Origin of the sequence: Streptomyces sp. NBC_01298 (genome assembly GCF_035978755.1) — a bacterium.
In the GTDB taxonomy this organism is placed as follows: Bacteria; Actinomycetota; Actinomycetes; order Streptomycetales; family Streptomycetaceae; genus Streptomyces.
In genome coordinates this window covers 2,187,689-2,212,948 of record NZ_CP108414.1, presented here as the reverse complement: position 1 = coordinate 2,212,948, position 25,260 = coordinate 2,187,689, and the positions used below count along the sequence as shown (strand labels likewise).

Annotated in this window: 23 protein-coding genes and 1 pseudogene; 10 read left to right on the top strand and 14 right to left on the bottom strand. The window is 69.2% G+C overall.

The genetic code is table 11. From position 1 onward, the window contains the following. Positions 1-72 precede the first annotated feature (72 nt). Positions 73-705 carry an ADP-ribosyltransferase gene (locus OG730_RS09950; protein ID WP_327303900.1) on the top strand — a complete coding sequence of 211 codons (633 nt, stop codon included), beginning with the start codon at positions 73-75 and terminating at the stop codon, positions 703-705. Positions 706-1,371: 666 nt separating this feature from the next. Here OG730_RS09950 and OG730_RS09945 read toward each other — a convergent pair. The 5 genes from OG730_RS09945 to OG730_RS09925 all read right to left on the bottom strand — a co-directional run bounded on the left by OG730_RS09945 (position 1,372) and on the right by OG730_RS09925 (position 4,961). Next, positions 1,372-2,178 (bottom strand): hypothetical protein, encoded by an 807-nt coding sequence (locus tag OG730_RS09945; RefSeq protein ID WP_327303899.1) that lies wholly within the window; start codon positions 2,176-2,178, stop codon positions 1,372-1,374. Positions 2,179-2,952: 774 nt separating this feature from the next. After that, the gene (locus OG730_RS09940; RefSeq protein ID WP_327303898.1) at positions 2,953-3,453 is read right to left on the bottom strand and encodes a hypothetical protein; all 501 of its coding nucleotides are present in this window, start codon (positions 3,451-3,453) and stop codon (positions 2,953-2,955) included. Between the two features lie 81 nt (positions 3,454-3,534). Next, a complete protein-coding gene (locus OG730_RS09935) occupies positions 3,535-3,861 on the bottom strand; it encodes a hypothetical protein (RefSeq protein ID WP_327303897.1) in 327 nt (108 codons plus the stop codon). Positions 3,862-3,953: 92 nt separating this feature from the next. Further along, complete coding sequence (locus OG730_RS09930; protein ID WP_327303896.1) at positions 3,954-4,226, bottom strand: hypothetical protein; 273 nt, start codon at positions 4,224-4,226, stop codon at positions 3,954-3,956. A gap of 192 nt (positions 4,227-4,418) precedes the next feature. Beyond that, positions 4,419-4,961, bottom strand: a complete 543-nt coding sequence (locus OG730_RS09925; protein ID WP_327303895.1) for a hypothetical protein — start codon at positions 4,959-4,961, stop codon at positions 4,419-4,421. Positions 4,962-5,373: 412 nt separating this feature from the next. Between OG730_RS09925 and OG730_RS44290 the strand changes: the two are divergent. Continuing rightward, positions 5,374-5,499: pseudogene (locus OG730_RS44290) on the top strand (hypothetical protein); the annotation flags it as partial. A gap of 188 nt (positions 5,500-5,687) precedes the next feature. On the opposite strand, the gene OG730_RS09920 reads toward OG730_RS44290, so the two are convergent. The 4 genes from OG730_RS09920 to OG730_RS09905 form a co-directional block, all read right to left on the bottom strand. Next, positions 5,688-5,987 (bottom strand): hypothetical protein, encoded by a 300-nt coding sequence (locus tag OG730_RS09920; protein ID WP_327303894.1) that lies wholly within the window; start codon positions 5,985-5,987, stop codon positions 5,688-5,690. 728 nt (positions 5,988-6,715) lie between these two features. Further along, the gene (locus tag OG730_RS09915) at positions 6,716-6,913 is read right to left on the bottom strand and encodes a hypothetical protein (protein WP_327303893.1); all 198 of its coding nucleotides are present in this window, start codon (positions 6,911-6,913) and stop codon (positions 6,716-6,718) included. Positions 6,914-7,886: 973 nt separating this feature from the next. Then, a complete protein-coding gene (locus tag OG730_RS09910) occupies positions 7,887-8,594 on the bottom strand; it encodes a hypothetical protein (RefSeq protein WP_327303892.1) in 708 nt (235 codons plus the stop codon). A gap of 166 nt (positions 8,595-8,760) precedes the next feature. Further along, a complete protein-coding gene (locus OG730_RS09905; protein ID WP_327303891.1) occupies positions 8,761-9,375 on the bottom strand; it encodes a hypothetical protein in 615 nt (204 codons plus the stop codon). A gap of 333 nt (positions 9,376-9,708) precedes the next feature. Between OG730_RS09905 and OG730_RS09900 the strand changes: the two genes are divergently transcribed. Then, positions 9,709-10,452: a hypothetical protein gene (locus OG730_RS09900; RefSeq protein WP_327303890.1), complete on the top strand. Its 744-nt coding sequence runs from the start codon at positions 9,709-9,711 to the stop codon at positions 10,450-10,452. A 45-nt stretch (positions 10,453-10,497) separates the two neighbouring features. Here the strand turns inward: OG730_RS09900 and OG730_RS09895 are convergent, their stop codons facing one another. From OG730_RS09895 to OG730_RS09885, 3 genes are all read right to left on the bottom strand, one after another. Next, on the bottom strand, positions 10,498-10,737 hold the full coding sequence (locus OG730_RS09895) for a hypothetical protein (protein WP_327303889.1): 240 nt from the start codon (positions 10,735-10,737) through the stop codon (positions 10,498-10,500). Between the two features lie 882 nt (positions 10,738-11,619). Further along, entirely contained in the window at positions 11,620-13,149 is a 1,530-nt protein-coding gene (locus tag OG730_RS09890; protein ID WP_327303888.1) for a helix-turn-helix domain-containing protein, read from the bottom strand. 78 nt (positions 13,150-13,227) lie between these two features. After that, the gene (locus OG730_RS09885) at positions 13,228-13,722 is read right to left on the bottom strand and encodes a MarR family winged helix-turn-helix transcriptional regulator (RefSeq protein ID WP_327303887.1); all 495 of its coding nucleotides are present in this window, start codon (positions 13,720-13,722) and stop codon (positions 13,228-13,230) included. Positions 13,723-13,835: 113 nt separating this feature from the next. Here OG730_RS09885 and OG730_RS09880 point away from each other — a divergent pair, with 113 nt between their 5' ends. Then, entirely contained in the window at positions 13,836-14,705 is an 870-nt protein-coding gene (locus OG730_RS09880; protein ID WP_327309206.1) for a haloalkane dehalogenase, read from the top strand. 60 nt (positions 14,706-14,765) lie between these two features. Here the strand turns inward: OG730_RS09880 and OG730_RS09875 are convergent, their stop codons facing one another. Further along, positions 14,766-16,754: an amidohydrolase gene (locus OG730_RS09875; RefSeq protein WP_327303886.1), complete on the bottom strand. Its 1,989-nt coding sequence runs from the start codon at positions 16,752-16,754 to the stop codon at positions 14,766-14,768. A 92-nt stretch (positions 16,755-16,846) separates the two neighbouring features. On the opposite strand from OG730_RS09875, the gene OG730_RS09870 reads away from it, so the two are divergent. The 6 genes from OG730_RS09870 to OG730_RS09845 all read left to right on the top strand — a co-directional run bounded on the left by OG730_RS09870 (position 16,847) and on the right by OG730_RS09845 (position 24,492). Then, positions 16,847-17,110 (top strand): LacI family DNA-binding transcriptional regulator, encoded by a 264-nt coding sequence (locus OG730_RS09870; protein WP_327303885.1) that lies wholly within the window; start codon positions 16,847-16,849, stop codon positions 17,108-17,110. Between the two features lie 12 nt (positions 17,111-17,122). Further along, positions 17,123-17,926 carry a substrate-binding domain-containing protein gene (locus OG730_RS09865; RefSeq protein ID WP_327309205.1) on the top strand — a complete coding sequence of 268 codons (804 nt, stop codon included), beginning with the start codon at positions 17,123-17,125 and terminating at the stop codon, positions 17,924-17,926. 154 nt (positions 17,927-18,080) lie between these two features. After that, positions 18,081-20,795 (top strand): aconitate hydratase AcnA, encoded by a 2,715-nt coding sequence (gene acnA, locus OG730_RS09860; protein ID WP_327303884.1) that lies wholly within the window; start codon positions 18,081-18,083, stop codon positions 20,793-20,795. Positions 20,796-21,107: 312 nt separating this feature from the next. Then, positions 21,108-22,559 carry an N-acetylglucosamine/diacetylchitobiose ABC transporter substrate-binding protein gene (gene ngcE, locus OG730_RS09855; RefSeq protein WP_327303883.1) on the top strand — a complete coding sequence of 484 codons (1,452 nt, stop codon included), beginning with the start codon at positions 21,108-21,110 and terminating at the stop codon, positions 22,557-22,559. A gap of 43 nt (positions 22,560-22,602) precedes the next feature. Then, positions 22,603-23,547, top strand: coding sequence for a carbohydrate ABC transporter permease (locus OG730_RS09850; RefSeq protein ID WP_327303882.1), 945 nt, complete (start codon positions 22,603-22,605; stop codon positions 23,545-23,547). A gap of 12 nt (positions 23,548-23,559) precedes the next feature. Then, positions 23,560-24,492 (top strand): carbohydrate ABC transporter permease, encoded by a 933-nt coding sequence (locus OG730_RS09845; RefSeq protein ID WP_327303881.1) that lies wholly within the window; start codon positions 23,560-23,562, stop codon positions 24,490-24,492. Between the two features lie 39 nt (positions 24,493-24,531). Here OG730_RS09845 and OG730_RS09840 read toward each other — a convergent pair whose 3' ends face one another. Beyond that, positions 24,532-25,257, bottom strand: a complete 726-nt coding sequence (locus OG730_RS09840; protein WP_327303880.1) for an MgtC/SapB family protein — start codon at positions 25,255-25,257, stop codon at positions 24,532-24,534. Between the last annotated feature and the right edge of the window lie 3 nt (positions 25,258-25,260).

Below are 25,260 nucleotides of genomic sequence, written 5' to 3'. Positions count from 1 at the left end.
CCCGCGTACCGACACGCTCACCATCGAGTGAGGATGCCCGCGTGGGCGCCGTGAGGGCGCGAGGGTGGCCGCATGATCATGTCTGCCCTGCGCCGCCGCGCCGCCGTGCTGGCGACGGCCCTCGCCGCCGCCCTGCTGCCCCCCGCTTCCGCCTCCGCGTCCGTCCCGTCCGCCGCCCCCGGATCGCTCCGCGCGGCGGCTCCCGCCAACTCCTGCCCCCGGGTCACGAACCACCTCTTCGCCGCCGCCGACGAACGCGTGGAGGTGGAGCGCATCACCCCCTCCCCCTCCTGGCGGATCAACTGCAAGCAGCTCTACCGCTCGGACGGCCGCCCGCCGTCGGTGGTCTTCGAGGAGGGCTTCCTGCCCCGGGACACCGTGACCGGCCAGTACGACATCGAGAGCTACGTCCTGGTCAACCAGCCTTCCCCGTACGTCTCCACCACGTACAACCACGACCTCTACAAGTCCTGGAAGAGTGGCTGGAACTACTACATCGACGCCCCGGGCGGAGTGGACGTCAACCAGACCATCGGCGACACCCACAAGTACGCCTCCCAGGTCGAGGTGGCCTTCCCGGGCGGCATCGCCCGCTCGTTCATCGTGGCCGTCTGCCCGGTGGACACGGTGAAGAAGGTGGAAATCATGGACCGCTGCGAGGACAACCCGTACTACGAACCCTGGCGCACCAACTACCCGGGCTGAGGCCCTGGTTCGGCCGCGCGGTCCGGCCGGCTCCGGGATCCCCAGCGCGCGCGGCCGTCCTTGCCCATGAAGCACTTCGCCGGGCGGCCGTCCGTCGTCGTAGCGGTGGCGCCGACCGGAGAGCAGAAGCGACCGAACCGCACAACGCTCGTCCACCCACCGCCCGCGGCCCCGCCGCTCGTGCCGCCCCCTTGCCGTCGTCGTCCTTCGGCGGCGCGGCCCGCCGGAGGCGGAGTGGGGGCGGGGGTGGGGTTGGGGGTGGGGTTGGGCCGGGGCCCCGGGTGGAGCCGAGTCGCCTCTCCCTCCGGGCACTTCGCATCCGGCGCGACCGGCGCCACCCGCTGCCCGCCGTTCGTGATCCCCTCTCCCGCGGCCGGCCCCTGGACGCACACCAGCCAGGCGCCGACATCGGCGGGGAGGGGACGGCCGTATAGACGCTCCGGGCCTGGAGGGCGCCTCCACCGAGGACCTCGATCTGCTTCGCCGCGGCCGCGTACGTGGTCCCCACGACCTGGGGCATGGGGCGCGGCACGGGCGCCGCCGTCGCGGTGACCGTGACAGTGAGTGACCGCGTCCGCCGCATCGGACCTCGGCGGGGAAGAGGGGGTCCTTGAATGGGAAGGCGGGGGCTTCGTGGTGTGCGGGGTTCTCGTCGCGGCGCGGGTGTCAGCAGTTCTTCTTGAGCGTGTTCATGAAGGCGTCGCCGAGGACGTCCTTGTACTCGTAGCCCTCGGTGCCGGGCTTGATCTCGGCGAGGAACATGGCTCGCACGAGTATGGGCCCGGAGGGGGTGTTGTAGACGTCGCACATCTGCTTCTTGGTGGCGGCGTCCATCTTGGCCCACTGCCCTTCGACGATGCCGGGGGCCATCGCTGCGGCGAGGAGGGCCTCGGTGGGCTTGTCTAGGCCGGACGCCCCCGTGGCCGCCGGGGTGGGGGTGGGTGTGGGCTGGGCGCGGAGGTCACCGAGGCGGGTGGGGCAGGTTTCGTAGGATGCGGCCACGAAGAGTTCGACGTCCTGCCCCGAGGCAAGGGGAGCGCCCGCGGCGGGTTCCTGGAAGCAAATGCGGTCGTCGGACCTGTTGGACACGGGATCGGTTCCGCCGAATGCGCTGCGCTGGTTGACGGTCTCGTGGCCGTGGAGGGCGGCGGGTGTGTCGGCGACCGTTTTTCCGACGAGATGGGGCATGGGCGTGGTGGCCGCCGCCGCCGCCGCCGCCGCCGTGTTCGCGGACTTGTTCTGCACGGCCCCGGACACCGCCCCGAACACGGCGGCCAGGAGCACCAGGCCCAGTGTGCCGCCGACCCCGATGCCTATCTTCTTGCCGGTGGAGAGCTTCTTCGCCGGCTCCGGCACGGGAGCCCAGGAGCCGGGCTGCGGGTAGCCGTAGCCGGTGGGGGGCTGGAGAGGCTGAGCGGGGATGTGGGGCTGCTCGGTCTGCTGGGGCACGGAGGGCTGCTCGGGGGTGGCCATCGGGGTCCTCGTCTGGGTGGGGCGCACAGGCGGCCTTCGTCGACAGAAGGGATCTTTCGGCTGGCGCCCGCGCAGATTAGACCTTGAACGCCGGTCGATCCAGACGGGTCCATAACGTGAAACGGCCCCCGCTGGCCGGCTCGGTGCCGGGGCGGGTTGTCGTGGAGCCGGAGCCTCGGCGGCGCTTGTGGTCCCGTTCCCGTGAACCAGTCGGGGCGCTGCGGGAGCGTGCGGAGGTCTAGCGGGTCACGCGGGTGATCCACTCCAGGTACTCGGCGCGGCCGGCGTCGATGCCGAAGGCGATGACCTCCTGGGAGTCGACGGTCGTGATCACGATCAAGAAATCAGACATGAGGGCAACGGACCCGCCGGTCCGTGTCCACTCCTGGAACGACGAAGTCAGGAGCCTCGCGGTGCACACCGTCTGACGGTCGGACGGGCATGGCCCAGTAGACGACGCCCGTCCGGCGAAGGGGACGCCGCAGTCCGTAAGTCGGCTCCTCTCCGGCCCCGGCGGGGTGCACGTGCTGGCAGTTGCACAGTGGGCAGCGGGTGAGAAGCGTCCAGCGCCCGCAGCCGTCGAGCATGGCGACGGCTGGGGTGGTGGGGATCGCGATCCGGATCGGCCGGCGCGGGTAGAGCCTCGTCGTCATACGGAGACCCCCGGAGCATCGTGAATTTCCCTACGGCGATAAGCCGGACCGGTCTCGGCTGCACGGCCTCGGACATGCGCAAGCCCCCGCTGGCCGGCTGGGTGCCGGGGCGGGGGATGGGTCAGGCGAAGCGCTGCGCGGCGTACTCGGCCAGCTTCTCCTGCTGCTCGGGGATGCGGATGGTGTGCCGCGCGGTGTTCAGGTACGGGAAGAGCTCTCCGAGATCCGCGGCGAGGACCGGAGCGGCCCACTTGGTGCGCACGATGTGGCGGTGGTCGCGGTCGTGCTCGGGGTGGTACTCGTACGGGTTCTTCTTGACGCGGCCGATGAGATACTCCTTCCTGCCCTTGAGGGAGGTGTAGAGGTAGTCACCTCGCTTCACCTCGTCGCGGATCTTGATGAGTTCCCGAGCGTATCTTCCCGCGTTGTAGGCGCTGATGACCTCGCCGGCGCGGTCGGGGTCGAGGTACGGCTTGCCCTCGAAACGGGCCATCATCTCCTCCTTGGTGAGCCCGCGTATGTCCTCCCCCTCCTTGTAGGAGAAGACGGCCGCGTTGTACTCGTGGAACTGGGGGAGGAACGGGTCGCCGCTCCCTCCGGCCCTGATCAGCCAGACAGCCATGGGTGCTCTCCTTCTGTTGGTTGACGAAGCCCCCGCCAGGTCCGGGCTGCTGCCGGGGCGGGGGCGATCTCGGCTGGGTGGCTACTTGCTGGACTTGCGGGGTGCGTGCCCGCAGATCTCGGTGTACTCGGCGATGTCGTCGGCGTCGTAGTCCTCGACTCCGTACACGGAGCCGGCGCACTGGCCATGCCGGAAGCGCACGTATTCGTCGCGGGCGGTGAGCGCTTGGTCGACCTGCGCCCAGGCGATGGCGCCTACCAGGAGGAGGGTGGTGATGTAGAGGGTCGCGGCGAGCTTGCCGTGGATGGTGGGGAAGGTGATGGTGATGGATCGAGGCGCGGTGGGCCGCATGTAGGCCGGCTGGGTGGGCGGCTGCGGTATCTGGTCCGGGCTGGGCGGCGTGGACATGGTGGGGACCTCCGAGTGGTCGGTGAAGACCCCCGCCGAGCCGTGAGATCGGGGGCGGGGGCTCGGGGCGGGCGAGTCGGCTGTCGTCGGGGTCAGTAGTGCCGGCTGGTGCGCTTGGCGCGGCGCCAGATCGGGTACCAGAGCCCGAAGGTCATCAGGGTCATGCACGCGTGGAACATGCTGCCGAGGCAGCCGACGCCGTGGACGGTGCGGGTCGGCTGGTTCTGTACGTACACCTGCTGCGGGGGCTGCTGGTAGCCGTACTGGGGCTGCTGCTGGTACACCGGCTGCTGCTGGTACGGGGGCTGTCCCTGGGGCGGCCCGTACGGCTGTTGCGGGTACTGGGGGCCGGGGATGTGACTCATCGGGTCCTCGTCTGCGCACGCGCGGTCTTCCGTCTGCGGAAGGGATCTTTCGCGGTGCGGCGCCCGCGAAGAGTAGATCCTGACGAACGGTCAATCCAGGCACGTCCAGAACGTGAAACAGCCCCCGCCGGGTCCGGTCTGCTGCAGGGGGCGGGGGCTTCGCGATAAGGGCGTGGCTGCGAGACGAGGCGGTCAGATCCCGGTGTTGTTGCCGCACTCCTTGACGAGCACCAGGTCGTACAGGGCTCCCGGGTCGGCGGTGATGCCGTTGACCTTGTAGAGGCTCTCCCCGATCGCGTCGACCATCGCGGTGCGGTTGACGAGCCGGTAGGTCCTGCACGTCTGGTCGCGTGTCGGCTTTCCGAGCTGCTGCCAGACCTCGCGCGCCTTCATCTCGTCGTACGCGCTGTAGGTGCGGGCGGGGCTCGGGGCGACCGTGGTGACGCCGGGCGCCGGTGTGGGCGCGCTCCAGGTGGACGGCGACGCTGTCGGCGCGGTGGTGTTCGTGGAATTGCCGGTCAGGGCCCAGGTGGTCAGGGCGGTCCCTCCGATGACCAGGGCCGCGGCGGCGGTTCCCGTGACGACCTTGGCCGAGGTGGGCCATCCTTTGGGAGCCGCGGCCAAAGCCGGCCACGCCGGGGCGGCGGGCCATCCGGGCTGCGGGTGGCCGTAGCCGGTCGGGGAGTGCGTCTGCTCGGACTGCTGGGGCATGGAGGGCTGCTCGGGGGTGGTCATCGGGGTCCTCGTCTGGATGGGCGCACAGGCGGCCTTCGTCGCTAGAAGGGATCTTTCGGCTGGCGCCCGCGCGGAGTAGACCTTGAACGATGGTCAATCCAGACGGGTCCAAAACGTGAAACAGCCCTACTGGCCCGGCAAGTTCGGGTGACGTTCCGCAAGCCGGCGGCGCCCCGAATTCTTCCGGGCGCTCCGATGCTGGCGGTCCTACCCTCGCGGGATGGAAGGTGGGGAAGACACACACCGACCTTTGGCCGGAGGTCCCGGCCGTAGACGCGGAGGAGTTGCGGAAGCCGCATCTACGGTCCTCGGCGTGGGGTCAGGGGGTACCCGACGGAGGCCGGGAGACGATCATGGCGGCGGCAAAGCGGCCGACGGCAACACAGGGGCCACGGACTAACAGGTCGCAGAAGAGCTACAGGTTGACGTCGAGACCCTCTACAAGTGGCGTCACTCGGGGATCGGGCCGCCCGGCGTGCGCATCGGGAAGTACCTGCGGTATGACTGGGCCGAGGTCGAACTGTGGTGGGCAGAGTAGAAGGTGGCCTAACCCGTGGATGGCGATCTGCGCGACACCGAGGAGCCTCTGGCCGGCGATCTTCCGTGGCGGCCCGCCCTGTGGCGCAGGATCGGCGACAGCTCCTCACTCCTCGCGAACGACGACTGACGCCGGACATGACTGCGCCCCGCCCGACACGATGCCGGCGGGGCGCAGGAGTTGAAGCGTCAGACCACCCGGCGCGCCCGGCTGATCCTCACCGCGCACCCCGCGTACGCCACGGCGGCGGCTAGCGCCACGGCCGGAAGGTGCGCCATACGGTCCGTCCCCGGTGCCGTGGCGGTCTCCGTGACCTGGACGCGGCCGGTTACCTCCTCGGGCATGACCTCGGGGATGACGGCCACCCCCAGCACCATCACGGCCGACGCGGAGGCGATCCCCACCGCCTGCCCGGCGGCCGCCCTCCACTCCGCCAGGAGCCCCCGCCCGCCCGGCGCGCCCCGGCCCTGCACTACGACCTCTGTCATCCTGTCCTCGTATTCCCCTGACGTGCCGCCGCCCTTGGAAAGTCGATCGGTCCGTCAGGAAGTACCGGCGGTGGGGGTGCTGAGCATCCCCACCGCCGCCCCGCCACGGTGGCGGGGCGAGGGAGAACGTAGCCCATCGCACCCCCCTGCGCGAACCCGCTACACGGCCCCTGACCTGCGGCTTCTTGCTAAATTTGGACCTCAGAAACCGGCCGGGCGGCCGGGTGGAAAAACACTTGCAGCCCGCACAGGCTCTCCGCGCCACCCGCGAGCCCCTGGCCTGCCGGAACGCCCCGCCCACGCACGTTCGGCCCCTCCGCCCTGCCGGTTTCCGACCGGGTTCCTGTGCGGAAACAACTCGGATTCCGCACAAAAACGGCGGGAGATCCCGCACAAAAACGCGGGAATATTTCATACAAAACGGGGCGGAGGTGAAGGCGCACCGTTACGCACCCGTTATGCCCGCTACGCTCAGCCCCGAGCGGAGCTCACCCCGGCTGCGCAACGCTCCGTGATTCCAATGGCGTTGGCATAGTGTTGCGCAACGGCTTATCGCTAGGGGCCGCGCACGCCGAACGCGCCGGAAGCACCGGGAGCCTGTTCTCCGACGAGTGACCCGGCCCGGACGCGCCACCGCCCCACACGGCAGCGATGTCGGCGGGGCGGTGATGTGTTGCCCCTGCGCGCGATGGCTGGGGAAAGCTCGATTGCCTCAACTCCTGATACTCCTATGGGTATATGGAGTAGGGCCCCCGGATGTGCTCCGCCGGCACACCCATCCGCTCGGCGGCCTCCTGCACCGTGAGGTCGTACAGCTCGTCCACCGGTCCGTCCAGCCTCAACGGGACGAAGCACGGCGGGCCGCCGTCGCGGGCGACCAGAGCGAATTCTTCGCCCTCCTCCAGCTCCTGCTGGTCGCCAGCCATCACGCGGCCAGCGCCCGCAGCTGGATCACCTCGGCCAGACCCTCCTCGCGGTAGGGGTCCTCCACGTCCGGAGCCAGACCGAACATGAGGTAGTCGGGGTTGATGAGCCAGAACCGGCGGTATCCCGGCTTGCGGCGCAGGATATCGGCGTCCCGCAGTTCTGCGAGACCCGGGACACGGTGGCCGGGGGCATCGAAAGGTGGTCGGCGATCTCGGTCTGGATGGCGCCCAGGACGCAGCCGTTCTTGTAGGCCGACTGATGCGCGACCATCCAGAACAGGACGCGGTACGCGGAGGGCTCATGTCGAAGCGCACGTGCGGTGCGATCGGGTCGTGTGTGGGGTTGGTGTCGGGCATGGAGTCCTCCTGACCGTCAGGCCGCATGGGGCCGGCTGGGTGCAGTGCTGGTCTTCGGCTTAGGGGCGGGCAGTTGGTCATACGCGGCGACGGCTTGGGCCCGGTCGCGGGTGTGGCCCATGTGAATCACACGAGGATCGATCCGCCAGGACTCGGAGTCCGCAGCCCGGATGAGGTCGATCTGCGGGAGCGTGTCCAGGGCCCGGTACGGGGTTGTCCGCTTAAGGCTGGTCTGGGACGCCAGACGTTCCTTGGTGCCGGTGACGATGCTGCCGCCGGAGTATCGGACTTGGCGGTGGACGAACCACAGGAACAAGCGGTATTCGGCAGCGGTGAGGTTGTGATCGAGGACCCGCCCCAGCCCTTCCAGGAACAGCTTTACGTGGGCGTCGCCACGGGTGGTATCGACTGCGAGTGCTTTCGCGGGAACCGCATCCCAGTTGGTGCGAGCGGCATCCTGACGGGGCGTAGCGGGCTTGAGGCTCCCCGCTGACCGTCTCTCCGGGCATGAAGAAGCGCCGCCCGCCCTCCGAGGAGGTTCGTACGCGGACGGCGCTGGGAGACGCGCCCAGCAAGGACGGCGACTCGATACCGCGTCTCTGGCAGTCCGTCGCGGTCAGCGCATGCCGGTCCGCGAGGTGGGTGGCTTACGACTCCATTCAGCGACGGCGTCCACCAGCCTGTCTCGCGTACTCTCCAACGCGGTCCGCTTCTTGGCGGACTCGTCAGCGGCATCCTCCAAGAGCCCTCGGACCTTGCGGCGCTCCTCGGCGGAGACCAGGCGGTGCACTGCCTCCTCTTCATAGCCGGCTGCCCTCAAGCGCTTCATCACGGGCATCGGGTGGGGATTGTCCCCCTCGTCCAACTCGGAGTGGAGCATCTCCAACGCCTTCCATGCCTCGATCGCCAGGCAGGCATCGTGATCGTCGGATTCCAGGAGGATCTCCCTTGCGGCAGCGGCGGTGCTACGTGCGGTTTCGACCAAGCGGAAGTACGGCTTCTGTTGCTTCGACTCCACGCTGCGCCTGGCACTGATGAATGACCGCCGGGCCTCCACGACTTGCTCGGCCAGCTCCCGCAGTGGCCCGGGGGCGGTGAGGCGGACCCGCGTCATGGCCTCGGCGACAGCATCCGAGGTCCCCCTTTCCGGCGAGGTAGCGGTCAGCAGGTCGGTTAGGGCTTCGAAGGTCCGGGTGGCGTGCGCGCCCTGCCAACTCACCGCGCTCGTACGCACGGCGTTGGCGCGACTGAGCCACGCGGAGAACGTGGCGACCACCAGGGACAGGCACGAGATGCCCAGCGGGAGGTACGTCGGCGTTGTCATGCGGCCAATGTGCGCCGACCGAGGCTTGCGTAAGCGCGACTTGAGGAAGACCAGAGATTGGAACCGCAGCCCCTCAACTCGCGGAGCGCCACAACTTCCTCATCGGACAGGAGAGCCCCTGGCCGGGGCGGGTTTTGGTGAAGCGCGCTTTCCCCGAAGTGAGTCATCAATCCGGCAGCGGGTTGAGCGCCTCTTGCGCATCCCGGCGCAGAAAGCCCTCGTACAGCCCTTCCATCAAGCGCTTCGCGTGCTCCGGCTCCGGGACTCCCACGCCGCCCCCCGGCCAGGGGGCGGTACGCATCATCCCGATCGCGAGCGCGGCCCGCCGCTGCCCTAGGGACCGGACTTCCGGGTCACCAGCCTGCATCATGGCCTGCATCCCCGCCTGAGCTCGCCCGGGGCGCGTGCGGTGAAGTTGGGCCGGCGACAGCACCAGGCAGGTCTTCCGGGGCGCGTACGGGGGATCGACGAAGAGACCCACGTGGCCGGAGTGCGTGATCATGAATACCTCGCTCGGGTCCGGCACCCGAGCCGCCAGAGCTGGCCACTCTTGATCCAGCAGCCACGCCTCGTAGCCCGGATACCGGTCCTCCGAGCCGAAGTGCTTCGCCGACAGCTTCCAGAAGTCCTCTTCGGCCTCGACGGCCGCCTGATGCAGGGTGCGGTGGACGTCCGCGTGCATTTCTGCGGGGATCGCGATGCAGGCGACTCCGCCTCTGCGGTCACGGCTCCGCAGACACACCATGCCGAAGTCCATACGGATCTCCAGCACGTCGGACACGACCACGTCGTAGGCGGGGCGCTGCTTCTTCCTCTTTGCCATAGCGAGTGAGTATCAGCCCCCAGCGAGCAAGGAGCGGCGATCCGGCCGCGATCACCCTCACGGGGCCGCACAGCGGCTCAAGGTCCAGCCGGGGAATCTAGGTCTGATTCACCCTCAGGTCGTGGGCAGAGTTTGCCGAAGAGTGGCCGGGGTGGGGCCGGCGAGCGGCGGGAGAAGCAAGGCGAGGACGGCGGTTCGAGAGCGTGGCACGGGTCACCTCCGGGCCGGGTTCCGCCAGCGTGCAGGAGGGGGATACCCGGTCGGATACCCGCGCCCACCCAGGAGGACCGCGTGCCCATACCCGTCACCATCGGAGACAGGGACTTCCCGAGCAAGAAGGCCGTAGGTGAGCACTGCAAGGAGATCGGCCGGAGGTACCCGCAGCCGGAGGCACCCGAACAGGAACCGCTGGACGACGACTGCATGACCGCCGAACCGCCGGGTGTCGAGGTGACCGAGGCGGAGGACATCGCGTTCCTCCACGGGCTCCTCGAACGGCACCCCAACTACGCGCAGGTGTTCGCGGGGCGGGTACAGGGCTTCACAGTGTTGTCCTACGGGACGAACTACCCCGCGTTCTACATCGTCCACGCGACGGGTTGGCCGTCGGAACTCAAGCGTATGCAGTGCATCGACGGAAAGCCGCCGACGCAGCATGCGCGGGTGAAGGGGGCACTGCGGGCGGCGGTCGGTGATCAGGTAACGGCGGAGCGGACGCGGGTGTTCGGCCAACCCCGACCCCAGTGCGAGGTCTGCTCCGAGGAACTGATCCACCACGAGGACGCGGAGGTCGATCACGCGGACCCGCCGTTCGCCGAGCTGGCCGACGCGTTCATCGCCGAGCACGGGGGCATTGAGCAGTTCGAGGTGGCCCCCCGTCGCCGAGGTGGGCCGCACGAGGTAAGGCTGCTGGCGGATGAGGATTTGGAGGTGGCCTGGAAGGGATTCCATGGGGAGCAGGCGATGCTGCGGGTGGTGTGCAAGGGCTGCCACGGGAAGCGGACCAGCGAGCAGAGCAAGGCGCGCAGGGCATGAAAAAGGCCCCCTCCGGACCAAGGGGCGTGTGGGTGGACGGAGGCGTCAGGCGTTCGTGGGGACTCCGGCCGGCGCGAGGGACATGACGTCGGCGCTGTCGACGGTCACATATACGTGGGCCCCGTCCGCCAACACCCCGAAGTCAACGTTCAGAGGGTCGTCCCGCTCGGCGTTCAGGAGGCACTCCAGCTCCTCCCGTACCGCTTCCAGCGTCTTCTCTTTGGTGAGGGTGCCGTCGGGGACCGCGAGGAAGATCCGGACCTCTGCCATCAGTGTGTTCTTCATGTGGCAGGTCTACGGGCCGGAAAATAGGGCGCATCGGCCATACCGGTGGTCCCGGACATGAAGAAGCGACCCCCGCCCTCGCGCGGCGAGGTTCGTACGCGGAGGACGCTGGGAGAAGTTGCCCGGCAAAGGACGACGACTCTAGGCCGAGCCTAGCAGCGGGTTGACGTCCCCGGCTCAGGCCGCCTTGCGGTCCGTCGGGCTGAGCTCATCGGGTCACCGCCGCAGGGACGGTTCTGGCGATGGCCGGTGTGGCAGATTCGACGCCCCAGAAGGGGTTGTCGACTGGCCACGCCGTAACAGGGCACGGCAGACTGAGGGTGTTCACGGCGTTATCCGTGGGCAGCGTCGCTAGCCCTTGCAGGGGCGAACGACGCGAGGTGGCTGGCGGCCACCACTGAGAGGTTCGACCTGCACCCCGTGCCGGGGTACACGCCCCGTTTCGGGGGCAGACCGGGCCTCTCTTTCATTTGGGCCGCACGGATTCTTTTGTGCTGGCAGCGCCGGCCTGGTGGGACAGCTCGGCGCCGGGCGGCCGCACATCGGCTCCGTCGCGGGGGGCGGGATGTTCGACCGCGAGCTCCACCGTAGCACCACCGTAAGTAGTGACCAATGAGTCGTCAGCAACATCAATCCGAGCTCCGGTCTGGACATTTACGGAGAAAATAGGAAGCCCCCACCACTCTCCGTGAGGAGTGGCGGGGGCGCTCGGGTCTAGCTGACGGTATTTCAGTGTTCGATTGCTGTGCTGCGCATCCGCTGCACAAGGCGTCGGAAACGACGGGAAGGCACCGGAAGGCGTGGACGGATATTTCCGCAGGTCGGCCCGGGGATTGACCGGACATCAGGCTAGGTTCGAATTTTACGGGTTCGTCCTAGTTCCTAGATGTCGCGGAAGATCTCGATCTGGGCGCCCACCGAGTTGAGGCGCTCCGCCAGTTCCTCGTAGCCGCGGTTGATGACGTAGACGTTGCGCAGGACCGAGGTGCCCTCGGCCGCCATCATCGCCAGGAGGACCACCACCGCCGGGCGCAGGGCCGGCGGGCACATCATCTCCGCCGCGCGCCAGCGGGTGGGGCCCTCGACCAGGACGCGGTGGGGGTCCAGGAGTTGGAGGCGGCCGCCGAGGCGGTTGAGGTCCGTGAGGTAGATGGCGCGGTTGTCGTACACCCAGTCGTGGATCAGGGTCTGGCCCTGGGCCACGGCCGCGATGGCGGCGAAGAAGGGGACGTTGTCGATGTTCAGCCCGGGGAAGGGCATCGGGTGGATCTTGTCGATCGGCGCTTCGAGCTTCGACGGGCGGACGGTGAGGTCCACCAGGCGGGTGCGGCCGTTGTCGGCCGTGTACTCGGGGGAGCGGTCGTGGTCGAGGCCCATCTCCTCCAGGACCGCGAGCTCGATCTCCATGAACTCGATCGGCACCCGGCGGATGGTGAGTTCGGACTCCGTGACCACGGCGGCGGCCAGCAGGCTCATCGCCTCGACCGGGTCCTCCGAGGGGGAGTAGTCCACGTCCACGTCGATGTTCGGGACGCCGTGGACGGTGAGGGTCGTGGTGCCCACGCCGTCCACGCGGACGCCGAGGGCCTCCAGGAAGAAGCACAGGTCCTGGACCATGTAGTTGGAGGAGGCGTTGCGGATGACGGTGGTGCCGTCGTGCCGGGCGGCGGCCAGCAGCGCGTTCTCGGTGACGGTGTCCCCGCGCTCGGTCAGCACGATCGGGCGGTCCGGGGAGATCCCGGACTCGACCTGGGCGTGGTAGATGCCCTCGGTCGCGGTGATGTCCAGGCCGAAGCGGCGCAGGGCGATCATGTGCGGCTCGATGGTGCGGGTGCCGAGGTCGCAGCCGCCGGCGTACGGCAGCTTGAAGTGGTCCATCCGGTGGAGCAGGGGGCCCAGGAACATGATGATGCTGCGGGTGCGGCGGGCCGCGTCCGCGTCCATCGCGTCCATGTCGAGGCGGGCCGGCGGTACGAGTTCCAGGTCGACGCCGTCGTTGATCCAGCGGGTGCGGACGCCGATGGAGTTCAGGACCTCCAGGAGGCGGTAGACCTCCTCGATGCGGGCGACCCGGCGCAGGACCGTACGGCCCTTGTTGAGCAGCGAGGCGCACAGCAGGGCCACGCACGCGTTCTTGCTCGTCTTGACGTCGATCGCGCCGGACAGGCGGCGACCGCCGACCACGCGCAGGTGCATCGGACCGGCGTAGCCCAGGGAGACGATTTCGCTGTCGAGGGCTTCCCCGATGCGCGCGATCATCTCAAGGCTGATGTTCTGGTTGCCGCGCTCGATCCGGTTCACGGCGCTCTGGCTGGTGCCGAGGGCGTCCGCGAGCTGACTCTGTGTCCAGCCCCGGTGCTGCCGGGCGTCACGGATGAGCTTGCCGATGCGTACGAGGTAGTCGTCTGCCATGGATGCACCGTATCTCAGATATGAGATGTCGATCGAGTCGGGTGTGGCAGACGGGTGGCGGTGGGGCGGTGGCGGGTGTTACCGGTCGTCAGCTTCCATCGTGGGGCCGCCGGGTGCGTGGTGCGCGACGAGCCGGCCGAGGAGTCCGACGAGCTGCTCGCGCTCCTGTGGGGACAAAGGGGACAGAAGCTCCTCCTGGGCCGCGGCGAGCAGTTGCTCCAGCTTGCGCGTCCGGCGCCGTCCGGCGGTCGTGAGGGTGATGACGTTGCGCCGTCGGTCGGCGGGGTCGGGGGTGCGCTCGACCAGCTCGCGCGCGGCGAGTTCGTTGATGACGGCGACCAGGTCGCTGCGGTGGATGCCGGTGCGGCCGCTCAGGGCCGCCTGGCTCGCGGGTCCGAACTCGTCCAGGGCGACCAGGGTGGCGTAGTGCCATTTGTGCGCGTCTGCCCCGCTCAGTCCCTCGGTGACGAGCCGCGTGGCGTGCGCCGAGGCCTGCGCGAGCAGTCGGCTGGGCAGTTCGCGCAGTCGCGCCGGGAGGGTGGAGGCGCCCCGGTCCGCTTCTTCCGTGGTCATGCCGGGATCGTACCCCTTGCGTTCGTGGCGCTAACGATTTAATTTCGTTAGCGCCACGAACGTTCGTGCTAGAAACGTTTATTGCACGAATGAATTGGAACGGATGGTTCACCATGCCCGTCATCGACGTACTCGACTCGACCATGTACTACGAGGAGCTCGGCGCCCCCGACGGCGTTCCCTTCGTCTTCCTGCACGGCAACCCGACCTCCTCCCACCTGTGGCGGGGAGTGCTGCCCCGGATCGGTGGCGGGGTCCGCGTCCTGGCCCCCGACCTCATCGGGATGGGCCGCTCCGGCAAGCCCGGCGGCGAGTACCGCTTCGCCGACCACGCCCGCTACCTCGACGCCTGGTTCGACGCCCTGGGGATCGGGGAGGCCGTGCTCGTGGGCCAGGACTGGGGCGGCGCGCTCGCCTTCGACCGGGCCGCCCGGCACCCCGGGAGGGTTCGGGGGCTGGCCTTCATGGAAACGATCCTGCGGCCGATGACCTGGGCGGAGTTCCCGGCCCCCGCCCGCCCCCGTTTCGAGGCGCTGCGCACCCCGGGGGTGGGGGAGGAGCTGGTCCTCGACCAGAACCTCTTCATCGAGGACAGCCTGCACAGGACGGTCCTGGCCCCGCTCTCCGCAGCCGACCATGCCGTCTACGCCGCCCCCTACCCCACCCCTGAGAGCCGCCTGCCCATGCTCCAGTGGGGCCGCTCCATGCCGCTCGACGGCGAACCGGCCGACGTCACCGCCCGGGTGGAGGCCTACGACACCTGGCTGGCCGCCAGCCCCGAGGTGCCCAAGCTCCTGCTGACCTTCGACGGTTCGCCCACCCTCATGATCGGCCCGGAGCCGGCCGCCTGGTGCGAGAGCAACATCTCCGCGCTGGAGACCGAGTACTGCGGCGCCGCCGCCCACCTCTGCCCGGAGGACCGGCCCGAGGAGATCGCCGCGGCCGTCACGGCCTGGGCCGCGCGCCACGGCCTTGCGGGCTGAACGGCCTTGCGGGCTGGACGACCGGGGCGGGACCCCCGTGCGGCTCCCGCCCCGGAACCCTCAGTGCCCGCAGGCGTGGTGCCGCCCCTTGCCCCCGCCGCCGTGGACCGAGGCGTACGAGGCCGGGCGCGCGCCCGCCGCCGCGGCGCGGGCCAGCCGGGCCGAAGCCGCCCGGCCCGACGCCGAATCCGCCTCGTGCACCACACGGCCGCCGACCAGGGTCATCCGTACGCCCGTTCCGCTGATGTCGGCCACCGCACACCGGGTCACGTCCCGGTCCAGGAGGACCAGGTCCGCCGCCTTGCCCGGCTCCACGGTGCCGGTCAGCTCCTCCTGGCGGAGCTGCCACGCGGTGCCCGAGGTGTGCATCCGCAAGGTGGTGTCCCGACTCAGCGCCTCCTGCTCCCGGTACAGCTCGCCGGCCCCTTCCGCGCCCTGCCGGTCGATCGCGGTCCGGAGCTGGTTCCACACCTGGAGGGCGTCCACCGGCCAGTCCGAACCGCCCGTCAGCCGTGCGCCCGCCTTCTCCAGGCTGCGCGCCGGGTACAGCCACCGGTGCCGCTCGGGCCCGATGTAGGGAAGCAGCGCCTCCACCGTCCAGGTGTCCCGCGTGGCCCACTGGAGCTGCATGCACGCCGCGACCCCCAGCTGCGCGAAGCGCCGCAGGTCGGCGGGGTCCACGATCTGCAGGTGCGCCACCGCGTTGCGGGCGTCCCGCTGCCCCGTGACCCGCCGGGCGTACGCGTATCCGTCCAGAGCGGTACGTACCGCCCGGTCCCCGAGCCCGTGGGCGTGCATCTGCCAGCCCGCCCGGTTGAAGGCGGCGCTGAGCCGGCCGTAGTCCGCCGCCGAGGTGTAGAGCTCGCCCCGGTTCGAGGTCGGCTTGCCGTTCCCGTCGAGGTACGGCTCCAGCAGGGCGGCGGTCTGCGCGGGGTATTCGATGACCCCGTCCAGGAAGACCTTGATCATCCCGAACCGGAGCCCCCGTACGCCCCCGAACTCCCTGCGCAGGCCCCGCGCGTACGCCAGCGAGCCCGCCGGGTCCTTGGCCTGGTCCGCGTCCAGCCGGATCGCGGGGACGATCCGCTGCGGCAGCCTGCCCGCCGCGGAGAGCGCCCGGTACAGCTCCAGTTCGTGCCGCCCCACCAGGGCGTCCATCATCGTGGTGACCCCGGACGCGGCGGCCAGCCCCAGCACCTGCGCGCAGGCCGCGACCAGTTCGGCGCGGGTGTGCTCCGGTATCAGGTGCCTGACCAGGCCCTGGGCGTCGTCCTTGAGGACACCCGTCGGCTTCCCGTCCGCGCCCTTGACCACCTTGCCGCCGACCGGGTCGGGCGTCGCCGCCGTGATCCCGGCGATGTCCAGGGCCCGCTGGTTGGCCCAGCAGTTGTGACCGTCGCCGCCGATCAGGACGATGGGCCGCCGGGTCGGGAGCGCGTCCAGCATCGAGTGGTGCGGAGCGGTGCCCGTGGGGAGCAGCCCGACCGGGTTCCAGTCCTCCACCACCAGCCAGCCGTCCGGCTCGGCGCCCGCGCCACCGGTGTCGGCGAGGAAGCCGGCCAGGATCTCCAGGAGCTCGGCCGGGGTGGTCTCCGCGCTCTCCAGCGAGGGGGACAGCGAGCGTTCGCCGGCCCCGAGCGGGTGCACGTGGCCGTCGTGGATCCCGCTCATCACGGTGTTGCCGCGGGCGTCGACCACTTCGGTGTCCCGGCCCACGTACCGGCGCAGCGCGGCGTCGGTCCCGGTGGCCAGGATCTTCCCGTCCCGGCCGACCGCGACGGCCCGTACGGGCCCCCGGTGGTCGGTCCCGGTGAATACGGAGGCGTTGCGGATCACCAGCGCGGCCGAGTTCCGCCCGCCGCCGTGCGGGGCGGAGGCGGCCGCGGCGGGCCCCGCGCCCAGCAGACCCGCGGCTCCGGCGGCTCCGGCGGCCGCGAGGAGCCCCCGGCGCGACAGAGGGGCCGACGAGGACTGCGCGGATTGCGGGGACCGCGCCGACCGCGCGGACAGGGACGACGACAGGGGCCGGGGGGAAGGAGAAGACTGCATGCACACTCCAAACGTTGGCGTGGCGAGGACGCTGTTTGATTAAGGCCTTAACCAGAAGCCGTCTCCGGCGACGAAATCCGTACGATGGCGCCGTGCCCGCCCCCCTTCCCGCATCCGGACGCGTCCCGATGCCACCGCCCGCGCCGGTGCCCGGTCCGACCCTCGCCGACATCGCCCGCGCCGCCGAGGTCTCCACCGCGACCGTCTCCCACGCGCTCAACGGCACCGGCCGCCTCGGCGAGTCCACCCGCCGCCGGGTGCGCGAGGTCGCCGGGGCGCTGGGCTACGGAGCCCGGCGCGGTCCGCACAACCGCAGCCTGGGCATCGCCGTGACCACGTACGCCGGCTTCGCCTGAGACTTCGCACGGATCGCCTACTACGCCCGGCTGCTCATCTCCGCCACCTCGGCGGCGCACGCCCACGGCTACGCCCTGACCACGCTGCCCGCCGACCGCGGCGCCGAGCCGCTGTGGCACACCCTGGCGGTGGACGGGATGCTGCTGCTCGACAGCCCGGCCGACGACCCGGTGCTGCGCGCGCTGCGGGCGCGGGGGCTGCCGGTGGTGTTCGACGGGCCGCCGGCCGATCCGAGGCCGGGCGACGTGTGGGTGGACAACGACCACACCGCCACCACCCGCGAGGTGCTCGACCACCTGGCGGCCTCCGGCGCCCGGCGGATCGCGCTGCACGCGGGCTACGGCCGGGAGTTCTACACCGGGGCCGTCACGTCAGCCTATGAACACTGGTGCGCCGGGCGGGGCCGGACTCCGCTCGTGATCCCCTTCGACCCCAATGACGAGGCTGGGCACGCCTTCGACGCCGCCTTCGCGGGCCCGGACCGGCCGGACGCCGTGTACTGCGTATACGACCCGGGGGGCCGCCAGGTGCTGGCCGCCGCCGCGCGCCACGGCATCGGCATACCCGGCGCCGCGGCGGGCAGAGGACCGGTCGAGAGGGGCCTGCTGCTGGTCTGCGCCAGCGAGGACCCGGCGTACGCCGAGAACGAACCGTCCGTGACGACCGTCACCTTCGATCCGGAGCGGATCGCGGAAACGGCGGTTTCGTCCCTGGTCAAGCTCATCGAATCCGGACATGCGCAATCCACCGGCCGACTGACCGTCCCGGCGGGCCTGAGGGTGCGTGCCTCGTCCCGCCCCCCTGGCATGTACTAGAGTTATCTCGACATCGAGATATCTGCCCCGGACGTGCCGCAGCCGCCCCGCTGGTAAGGGTTACCTAACTTAGCCTCACCTTAGCGGAAAGGCCAGAGTGCCTCGCGGCAGGATTGCGGCAATACGCGCGAATTCATGCATGAAGGAGACTGTCGTGTCGGCGAACAGCTTCGACGCCCGCAGCACGCTGCAGGTGGGCGACGAGTCGTACGAGATCTTCAAGCTGGACAAGGTCGAGGGCTCCGCCCGCCTTCCCTACAGCCTGAAGGTCCTGCTGGAGAACCTGCTCCGTACCGAGGACGGCGCGAACATCACCGCCGACCACATCCGGTCGCTCGGAAACTGGGACTCGCAGGCCCAGCCCAGCGAGGAGATCCAGTTCACGCCGGCCCGCGTGATCATGCAGGACTTCACCGGCGTCCCCTGCGTCGTGGACCTCGCCACCATGCGCGAGGCCGTGAAGGCCCTCGGCGGCGACCCGGCCAAGATCAACCCGCTCTCGCCCGCCGAGATGGTCATCGACCACTCGGTCATCGCCGACAAGTTCGGCACGGCCGACGCGTTCGCCCAGAACGTCGAGCTGGAGTACGGCCGCAACAAGGAGCGCTACCAGTTCCTGCGCTGGGGCCAGACCGCCTTCGACGACTTCAAGGTCGTCCCCCCGGGCACCGGCATCGTCCACCAGGTCAACATCGAGCACCTGGCCCGTACGGTCATGGTCCGTAACGGCCAGGCGTACCCCGACACCCTCGTCGGCACCGACTCGCACACCACCATGGTCAACGGCCTGGGCGTGCTGGGCTGGGGCGTCGGCGGCATCGAGGCCGAGGCCGCGATGCTCGGCCAGCCGGTCTCCATGCTGATCCCGCGCGTCGTGGGCTTCAAGCTGACCGGCGAGCTGCCGGCCGGCACCACCGCCACCGACCTCGTGCTGACCATCACCGAGATGCTCCGTAAGCACGGCGTCGTCGGCAAGTTCGTCGAGTTCTACGGTGAGGGCGTCGCCGCCACCTCCCTCGCGAACCGCGCCACCATCGGCAACATGTCGCCGGAGTTCGGCTCCACCGCCGCGATCTTCCCGATCGACGACGAGACGCTGAAGTACCTGCGCCTGACCGGCCGCGAGGCCCAGCAGGTCGCGCTCGTCGAGGCGTACGCCAAGGCGCAGGGCCTGTGGCTGGACCCGGCCGCCGAGCCGGACTTCTCCGAGAAGCTGGAGCTCGACCTCTCCACGGTCGTCCCCTCCATCGCCGGCCCCAAGCGCCCGCAGGACCGCATCATCCTCGCGAACGCCTCCCAGCAGTTCGCGCAGGACGTGCGCAACTACGTCAACGACGACGAGGAGTCCGGCAAGGAGTCCTTCCCGGCGTCCGACTCCCCGGCGTCCACCAACGGTGTGCCCACCAAGCCCACCCCGGTGACCCTGGCCGACGGCACCTCCTTCGAGATCGACCACGGCGCCGTCACGGTCGCCGCGATCACCTCGTGCACCAACACCTCGAACCCCTACGTCATGGTCGCCGCGGCGCTCGTGGCGAAGAAGGCCGTCGAGAAGGGCCTCGCCCGCAAGCCGTGGGTCAAGACCACCCTGGCCCCGGGCTCGAAGGTCGTCACCGACTACTTCGACAAGGCCGGCCTGACCCCGTACCTCGACAAGATGGGCTTCAACCTCGTCGGGTACGGCTGCACCACCTGCATCGGCAACTCGGGTCCGCTGGAGGAGGAGATCTCCAAGGCGATCAACGACGCCGACCTGGCGGTCACCTCGGTCCTCTCGGGCAACCGCAACTTCGAGGGCCGCATCAACCCCGACGTCAAGATGAACTACCTGGCCTCCCCGCCGCTGGTCGTCGCGTACGCCATCGCGGGCTCCATGAAGGTGGACATCACCCGGGACGCCATCGCCACGGACTCCGAGGGCAACCCGGTCTTCCTGAAGGACATCTGGCCCACCGAGGCCGAGGTCAACGACGTCGTCGCGAACGCGATCGGCGAAGACATGTTCAGCAAGTCCTACCAGGACGTCTTCGCGGGCGACGCCCAGTGGCAGGCGCTGTCCATCCCGACCGGCAACACCTTCGAGTGGGACCCGCAGTCCACCTACGTGCGCAAGCCCCCTTACTTCGAGGGCATGACGATGGAGACCACCCCGGTCTCGGACATCTCGGGCGCCCGTGTCCTGGCGAAGCTGGGCGACTCGGTCACCACCGACCACATCTCCCCGGCCGGCGCCATCAAGGCCGACACCCCGGCCGGCAAGTACCTCACGGAGCACGGCGTCGAGCGCCGCGACTTCAACTCGTACGGTTCCCGCCGCGGCAACCACGAGGTCATGATCCGCGGTACGTTCGCCAACATTCGCCTCCGCAACCAGATCGCGGCGGGCACCGAGGGCGGCTTCACCCGCGACTTCACCGTTGACGGCGCGCCGGTCTCCTTCATCTACGACGCCTCGCAGAACTACCAGGCCGCCGGCATCCCGCTGGTCATCCTGGCGGGCAAGGAGTACGGCTCCGGATCCTCGCGCGACTGGGCGGCCAAGGGCACCGCGCTGCTCGGCGTCAAGGCCGTCATCGCCGAGTCCTACGAGCGCATCCACCGCTCCAACCTGATCGGCATGGGCGTCCTGCCCCTGCAGTACCCGGAGGGCGTCACGGCGGCCTCCCTGGGCCTCACCGGCGAGGAGACCTTCTCCTTCACCGGTGTGGAGGAGCTGAACGACGGCACCACCCCGCGCACGGTCAAGGTGACCACCGACACCGGCGTGGAGTTCGACGCGGTCGTCCGCATCGACACTCCGGGCGAGGCGGACTACTACCGCAACGGCGGCATCATGCAGTTCGTGCTCCGCAACCTCATCCGCGGCTAAGCACACAGCGCATACCGGCACCAAAGGGCCGTACCTCCGTTAAGGGGGTACGGCCCTTCCGTTTCTGCGGGCGGCTCCGACGGTCCAGCTCAGGTGACGGTGAGGTCTCAACTCGGAAAAGCCGGGGCCCATACCGGTACATGATCTTGCTCACAGGAGCGGAAGTGGACTATACCTGTGCCCGTCCGGGTCACCGCGAAACGAGCGGCTCCGGACGGGGGGACGGCGGGGACCTGCGGTGATGTCCGCTGGGCGGCAGCAGTCGCACTTTCCTTCCTCCTTCACACTCCTGACGAAGGCGAGGACTTGAGCATGGGATCCACCTCCGCCCACGGCGAGCACAGCAACGGTGAGGGCTTCGGCCGCCGGGACCTGATCAAGCGCTCCGCGGCACTCGGCCTCATCGCGGTTCCGACGATGAGCTTCCTGTCCGCCTGCGCCTCCGGCTCCGACGAGACGACCAAGGGCAACGAGTCCAAGGTGGCCGTCACCAAGGAGAACCCGTTCGGCGTCGCCAAGGGCGGCAAGCTCGACGTGGTCGTCTTCAAGGGCGGTTACGGCGACGACTACGCCAAGGCCTGGGAAGCGGCGTTCGACAAGAAGTGGGGCACCACTTCCTCGCACCTCTCCACCCAGGAGATCACCTCCAAGCTGCAGCCGCGCTTCAACGGCGGCAACCCGCCGGACGTCGTCGACGACTCCGGCGCCCAGCAGATCAAGCTGGACGTGCTCGCCAAGGGCAACCAGCTCGCCGACCTCACGGTGGTCCTCGACGCCCCGTCGCTCGACGACCCGACCAAGAAGGTCCGGGACACGCTGATGCCCGGGACCATCGAGGGCGGCATGATCGGCGGCAAGTTCGTCGCCCTGCAGTACGTCTACACGGTCTGGGGCCTGTGGTACTCGGGCAAGCTCTTCAAGGAGAAGGGCTGGACCCCGCCGAAGACGTGGCCCGAGTTCATGGACATCTGTCAGAAGGCGAAGGCGGCCGGCATCGGCGGCCTGGCCCACCAGGGCAAGTACCCGTACTACATCAACGTCGCCATCATGGACCTGATCGCCAAGAAGGGCGGCCTGGATGCCATGAAGGCGATCGACAACCTGGAGCCGAACGCCTTCGCGAACAACCCGGTGGCGCTCGAGGCCGTCGAGGCGATCTACGAGATCGTCGAGAAGGACCTGCTGATGGCGGGCACCAACGGCCTGACGCACACCGAGTCCCAGACCCAGTGGAACCAGGGCAAGGCCGCCTTCATCACCTCCGGCTCCTGGCTGGAGAACGAGCAGCTCAAGCAGACCCCGGAAGACTTCGACATGCAGTTCCTGCCGATGCCGGTGCTGCCCGGGTCCAAGCTGCCCTTCGAGGCCATCCGCGCCGGCGCCGGCGAGCCCTTCATCGTCCCGGAGAAGGCCGCGAACAAGGCCGGCGGCCTGGAGTTCCTCCGCTCCATGCTGTCGCGCGAGTGGTCCACCCTCTTCGCCCAGCAGGCCAACTCCCTCACCGTCCTCAAGGACGGCGTGGACCCGGCGGTCAAGCTCCGCTCGGGTACGCAGTCGGCCGTGGCGGCGCTCAAGGCGGCCGGGGACAACACCTTCAACTACCGCTACGCGGACTGGTACAGCGAGATGGGTACCGAGCTGGAGAACGCGTCCAATGAGCTGATGGCCAAGCGCATCCAGCCCAAGGAATGGATCAAGCGGGCCCAGGCTGCGGTAGACAAGGCCACGAAGGACCCGAACGCCAAGAACAACAAGCGCAGCTGACACCGCGTCCACCGGGCACCCGGAAACACCAGGGACGGACACCATGAGCCACGTAGCTAACAGCAAGGGGCGGGGCGGCTTCATCGCCGGCTTCCTCATCCTGCCCCTTGCGCTGTACCTGACCTTTGTCATCTGGCCGTACGTTCAGACGTTCGGCTATTCCTTCACCAACTGGACGGGTCAGTCACCGACCTTCGACTTCGTCGGGCTGGACAACTACTCGGCCCTGATGAAGGACGAGGTCTTCCGCGGCGCGCTGCTGCACAATCTGCTGCTCCTGGTGTTCGTCCCGACGATCACCATCCTGATCTCCCTGTTCTTCGCCTTCATGCTGAACGCCGGAGGGCGCGGCGGAGCCGGCGGAGTCCAGGGCGTACGGGGCTCCGCCCTCTACAAGGTGATCTACTTCTTCCCGCAGGTCCTCTCCCTCGCCATCCTCGCGGTGCTCTTCGGAGCCGTGTACCGCAGCGACGAGGGAGGGCTGCTGAATGGATTCCTCACCAAACTGGGCCTGGTCGACCCGGCCCACCCCATCGAATGGCTCAACGAGCCGAACTTCGTCCTCTGGTGCCTGCTGCTCGTCGTGGTCTGGCACGGGGTCGGCTTCTACCTCGTCCTCTTCTCGGCCGCCATGCAGTCGATCCCCAAGGACATCTACGAAGCCGCGCTGCTCGACGGCGCGAAGCGCGCACAGACCTTCTTCAAGGTCACGCTGCCCCTGCTGTGGGATTCTGTACAGACTTCCGCGGTCTATCTGGGCATCGCCGCGATGGACATGTTCGTCCTCGTGTCGACCATGACCTCGGGCCAGTTCGGCGGCGGACCGGACCACCACAGCGAGGTCATGGCGACGGTGCTGATGCGTAACTTCCTCTACTTCGGCAAGGCCGGCTACGCCTGCGCCATGGGGGTCGTGATGCTCGTCCTCACCCTGATCCTCTCCGCCATCACGCTGCGGGCCACTCGCCGCGAGCACGTCGAGTTCTAGCGGGAGACCACGATGACCACAGTTGTCAAAGCACCGGGCGAGGCGGCCGCCGAGAAGAAGCGCGCCTCCGCCACCGGGCACCCCCGCGGGAAGCGCAAGAGCGGTTCCGACGGCATGGTCCTCAACGTCTTCTCGCACGGTTTCCTCGCCGTGTGGGGGATATTGATCATCCTGCCTCTCATCTGGCTGGTGCTCGGTTCGTTCAAGACCGACGTGCAGATCGGCGAGTCGGCCCTGAGCTGGCCGGCCAACTGGCACTTCGACGCCTTCCCCCGCGCCTGGGACAAGGGCATCGGCAGCTACTTCGCCAACACCATCATCGTGATGGTGTTCTCGGTTCCGCTGACGATGCTGCTCGGCTCGATGGCCGCGTACGTCCTGGCCCGCTACCCCTTCCGGGGCAACCGGCCGATCTACTACTTCTTCGTCAGCGGGGCCATGTTCCCGGTCTTCCTGGCGCTGGTCCCGCTGTTCTTCATGGTGAAGCGGCTGGACATGCTCAACACGTTCCAGGGTCTGATCCTGGTCTACGTGGCGTACTCGATGCCGTTCACCGTCTTCTTCATGCACTCGTTCTTCAGGACGCTGCCGACGGCCGTGCACGAGGCCGCCGTGATCGACGGGGCCTCGCACACCCGGATCTTCTTCCAGGTGATGATGCCGATGGCCAAGCCCGGCCTGATCAGCGTCGGGATATTCAATGTCCTGGGGCAGTGGAACCAGTACATCCTGCCGTCCGTGCTGATGCAGCCGCAGACCGGATCGGACCCCGAGCGCTACATGCTCACCCAGGGCCTGATCCAGTTGCAGTACCAGATGGGCTACGAGACGGACCTGCCGGTGCTGTTCGCCGGTGTGACCATCGCCATGATCCCGATGCTGGTGGTCTACCTGTCCTTCCAGCGGCAGATCCAGGCGGGACTGACCTCCGCCACGCTCAAGTAGCCACGCGCAAGGAGCGCCTCCGCTCACGAGCGCCCGCGCTCACGCGGCGGAGGGGTCGGGCACGACCGACCAGCTGACCGCCGAGACGGAGGGGTCGAGAGAGAGGTTGCTGACGGCTTCCTCGAGCATCCGGCCCCCCTCGCCCTCGGCGGTCAGCAGTGCGGACACCGTGACCAGGCCGGCCTCCGGGCCGTCCTGGCTGCGGATCGAGCGCAGCTGGTAGCCCGGCCGGCCCAGCGCGTCGACCAGCCGGTGGCGGATGTGGGCCTCCTCCGCCTCCAGGCACACGGCCTCGAAGTGGAAGTCGGTGGCCACTTCGGCCCCGCCCCCCGGCTCGCGGTCCATCCGCCGGCCCAGCGGGCGCAGCAGGAGGTTCGCCCCCACCACGCCCACCGTGCCGCAGGCCGCCAGGACGAACATCCCGGTGCCCGCCAGGCAGCCCACGGCCGCCGAACACCACAGGGTGGCGGCCGTGTTCAGTCCCCGGACGCTCAGCCCGTCGCGCATGATCACGCCGGCGCCCAGGAAGCCGATCCCCGAGACGATCTGGGCGGCGACCCGCGAGCCGTCGTACTGGACCTCCGAGACCTCGCTCATGAACCCGTACTGCGAGAGCAGCACGAACAGCGCGGCCCCGCCCGCCACCAGGGCGTTGGTCCGCAGGCCCGCCATCCGGGCCCGCCACTGCCGTTCCAGGCCGATGGCCGCCCCGAATCCGAGCGCCGAGACCAGGTGCCCGGCCATCTCCCATTCGGTGAGCATCATCGG